We start from the raw sequence: 3547 nt of genomic DNA on the forward strand, positions 1-3547 counted from the left end.
GCGCTTGCCGTTGCCCTGCCGATGCCGCGGGGGGAGGCGGCGCCGGTTACGATCACAACCTTGTTCTCGAGCATCATCTTTGTCTCCTGGCTGTTGAAATGATGATTCGAGTGTCGTGCCTCGGGCAGCGCCGATCAATGCAGTCCGTCTCAGCTATTGCTGAGAAATTTTCAGTTGAGGGATTGGATTCCGGGAGATGAGGATATTGTGCGTTGCACAATAAAAAAGACTGCCGACTACCTATGACGCGGCTGGGCTACTTCAATTCCCGGTCGATCCAGTCGAGAAAGCGCTGTACCCGGGGCAGATCCGCGTTCTGCGATGGGCAGACGATGTGATGGCCCCCCACCTCAACGGCATACGTCTGGTCAAAGACCGGCACCAGCGTTCCCTTGCCGATATGGACCGACGCGAGCAGCATGCTTTCCAGCGCCACGCCAATGCCCAGTGCCGCGGTCTCCAGCGACATGTAAGAGCGGTCAAAGGAAAAGTCGAACGCCTGGTGCTCGCCGCCGGACACACCAAACCTGGCAAACCATTGCTGCCATTGGACAAGTGGCGTCTCTGAGAAGACCAGGCGCTGGCCCAGCAGGTCAGCCGGCGTGCGTATGGGGTGTTTGGCAAGATACTCGGGGGAGGCCAGGGGCGCGATGAATTCGTTGCGCAATGTCTTGACCTGCAAGTCCCGCCAGTGCGCATAGCCATAGCGGATATCGACGTCGTAGTAGCCGCTTGTGAATGAGACATCCTCGTAGGAGCAGGCGATATTCAGCTGGATGTCGCCGTTGTCGGCCTGGAACGACTTCAGTCGCGGCAGCAACCACATCAGGCCGAAGCTCGGGCTCGAATGCACCCTGAGTATGTCGACTTCCGCCTGGCTCGACGCGCGCTCGGTGGCGCGGTTCAGTTCCGCAAGCGAACCTGTGACGTCGCGCAGGTATTGCTCTCCGACTGGCGTCAGCGTCAGTCCTCGCCCCTGCCGGAAGAATAGCGGCTGGCCGATGATGGTTTCGAGGTTGGCAATCTGATGGCTCACCGCTGACGCGGTCAGGCCCAGTTCCTCGGATGCGCGGCTCACGCTCTTCGTTCTCGCGACGCTCTCGAACGCGATGATCGACTTCAGCGGCGGAATGCGCATGTTCGGCTCTCGGGCAACGGCAGCAGTACGAATGGGCCGGGGTGGCAGGCGGTGAAGTACCGAAGCTGGTGTGGTGTCATCTGCGCTGTCCCGACCGGCAAGCGGGTGCCGATGCTGGTATCGATGACGTAGTGTAAGCGGGGCCCAATTCCAGCGTCAATTTGGCAGCCGGCACCGGGGGGACGGTTCAGAGCCGGTGTTACGGGCGGTGCGTGATGCGCCAGGCAAAACGCAAAAACGGCTTAGAGATCAAAGTTCTCTAAGCCGTTGGTTTGCTACTCGTGTCAGGTGGTGCGGCTGGCAGGATTCGAACCCACGACCCCTTGGTTCGTAGCCAAGTACTCTATCCAACTGAGCTACAGCCGCACGCGAGGGCAGGACTATATCGCACCTGGCGGAAAATACAAGGGGGTACGCCGATAAAAGTTGGGGGCGGTCCCTGACTGGCGGGCTAAGTCACCAGGTCAACCAGCCCCGGCAGCATCAAGTACCCCCCGATCACCACCAGCACCCCAAACGCAATCCGCCGCGTTGCCACCGCCGAAAGCGGTGGCGGAAAGCGCCGGGCTGCCATCGTGGTCAATGCCACAACCGGCACGGCAAGTGCTGCCTGTATCCAGATGTCGGCACTGAGCTGCCCTTGCCACGCACTGAACAAGGTGCGTGTCACGGAGGTCGCGGTGAACACAAGAATCAGCGCGCAGCGGATCTCCACCAGCGACAGCGGCTGGCGATAGAACTGGAAGATCAGCGGTGGCCCGGATACGCCAAACATGCCGCTGAGCAAGCCGCCAAAGATGCCGCTGACAAAGAAGCTGCGGTTGCCCGAGCGCCGCGGCAGCGGCGCAGGGCGCAGCGCGGCGCTAACGCCGCCGTACAGCACCACCGCGCCCAGCAGCCATTGCAGGATGCCGGCGGCGGCGCTGCTCAGGTAGTCGAGGATCAGCACGCCGGCCACCACGGAGGGCAGGATGCCGAGCGTGGCCGCGCCCACCGCGCGCCAGTCGATGTGATGCAGCTTGCCGGGCAGCGCCACGGCGCTGTTGGCCAGCGTCACCAGGCTCACCAGCGTGGCAACGGTCGCGACCGGCGCGAGGTCCATCCCGCTGGTCGCGCCCATCACGATCATGCCCAGGCCAAAGCCGGTCACCGTCTGGAAGTAGCTTGCCGCGCCCATCAGCGCGAGCAGCGGCAGCAGGTGGTCCGTGCTCATGGCTGGCATGCGGCCATCGGGGCTTCCGGCTGGGCTTGCGCGGCGGCTTGCGCCTGCACGGCGGTGACGGCGATCACGTAAAACACGTCGTCGGCGCTGCAGCCGCGCGACAGATCGTTGGCTGGTTTTTGCAGCCCCTGCAGCAAGGGCCCGATTGCCTTGGCGCCGCCCACGCGCTCGGCCAGCTTGTAGCCGATATTGCCGGCCTCCAGGCTGGGAAAGACCAGCACATTGGCGCGGCCTTCCACCTTGGAGTGCTCGATCTTCTTCCTGGCGATCTCGGCAACGATGGCGGCATCGAGCTGCACGTCGCCATCGATGGCCAGCGCCGGGCGCTGCGCCTGCACCAGGCGCGTGGCTTGCACCACTTTATCGACCGCGGCATGCCGGGCGCTGCCGCTGGTGGAGAACGACAGCATGGCGACGCGCGGGGCATCCATCAGCAGGTTTTGCGCGCTGTCGGCCGCGGCCATGGCGATCTCGGCCAGCTCAAAGGCGTCGGGATCCACCACCAGCCCGCAATCGGAGAAAATCAGCCCGCCCTTCAATGCATGGAACGGCTCGCACAACATCATCAGGAAGAAGCTCGATACCAGCTTGAACGCCGGGTGAATGCCGATGACCTGGATGGCGGTGCGCACCACGTCGGCGGTGGTGTGCACCGCGCCGGCCACCGAGCCGTCCGCATGGCCCAGGCGCACCATCAGGTTGGCGAAGCACAGGGGCTTGAGCACTTCGCGCCTGGCGTCTTCCAGCGTCATGCCTTTTTTCGCGCGCAGGGCGAACAGCTTCTGCGCGAGGGACGGCGTGAGCGCGGAGGTGGCGGGGTCGATCACGTCCATGCCGGCCAGGTCGATGTCCTCGCTGGCGGCCGCCTGGCGGATGCGCGCCGCGTCGCCCACCAGCACGATGCGCGCGATGCCCTCATGGGCCGCGCGTTGCGCGGCGTGCAGGATGCGCGGGTCTTCGGCCTCGCACAGCACGATGCGCCTGGGTTCGGCGCGGGCGCGCTCGATGATGCGGTTGATCGCTTTCATGATGGGGTCGCTCAGAATGGAAAATGGCCGGAAGCAGCGGGCGCTGCCTCAGGCCACCGGCCAAGCGCCCGCTAACTCACTGGCTCAAACGTAGTCCTTGTACTTGTCGAGCATGCGCACGGGCTTGGCCAGCGCGTCGCGGCGGAACGGGTCGCCGAG

The 3547-nt window shown here is 64.3% G+C and carries 3 protein-coding genes, 1 tRNA gene and 1 pseudogene; all 5 read right to left on the reverse strand.

What is annotated here, in order from left to right:
• Positions 1-77: pseudogene (locus AC1RQK_RS40320) on the reverse strand (short-chain dehydrogenase); the annotation flags it as partial.
• A 179-nt stretch (positions 78-256) separates the two neighbouring features.
• Positions 257-1138 carry a LysR substrate-binding domain-containing protein gene (locus AC1RQK_RS40325; RefSeq protein ID WP_416050723.1) on the reverse strand — a complete coding sequence of 294 codons (882 nt, stop codon included), beginning with the start codon at positions 1136-1138 and terminating at the stop codon, positions 257-259.
• A 289-nt stretch (positions 1139-1427) separates the two neighbouring features.
• Positions 1428-1504: transfer RNA gene (locus AC1RQK_RS40330), tRNA-Arg, on the reverse strand.
• Between the two features lie 85 nt (positions 1505-1589).
• Entirely contained in the window at positions 1590-2351 is a 762-nt protein-coding gene (locus AC1RQK_RS40335; protein ID WP_492815237.1) for a sulfite exporter TauE/SafE family protein, read from the reverse strand.
• Positions 2348-3388: a phosphate acetyltransferase gene (gene pta / locus AC1RQK_RS40340; RefSeq protein WP_492815239.1), complete on the reverse strand. Its 1041-nt coding sequence runs from the start codon at positions 3386-3388 to the stop codon at positions 2348-2350. Before pta ends, AC1RQK_RS40335 begins: the two co-directional genes overlap by 4 nt.
• Positions 3389-3547 lie beyond the last annotated feature (159 nt).

This window comes from Cupriavidus sp. GW822-FHT02D05 (assembly GCF_058802485.1).

What these genes read in the sequence shown, in the direction of transcription:
- AC1RQK_RS40325 (WP_416050723.1), bottom strand. Translation starts at nt 1,138, where the DNA reads ATGCGCATTCCGCCGCTGAAGTCGATCATCGCGTTCGAGAGCGTCGCG.
- AC1RQK_RS40335 (WP_492815237.1), bottom strand. Translation starts at nt 2,351, where the DNA reads ATGAGCACGGACCACCTGCTGCCGCTGCTCGCGCTGATGGGCGCGGCA.
- pta (WP_492815239.1), bottom strand. Translation starts at nt 3,388, where the DNA reads ATGAAAGCGATCAACCGCATCATCGAGCGCGCCCGCGCCGAACCCAGG.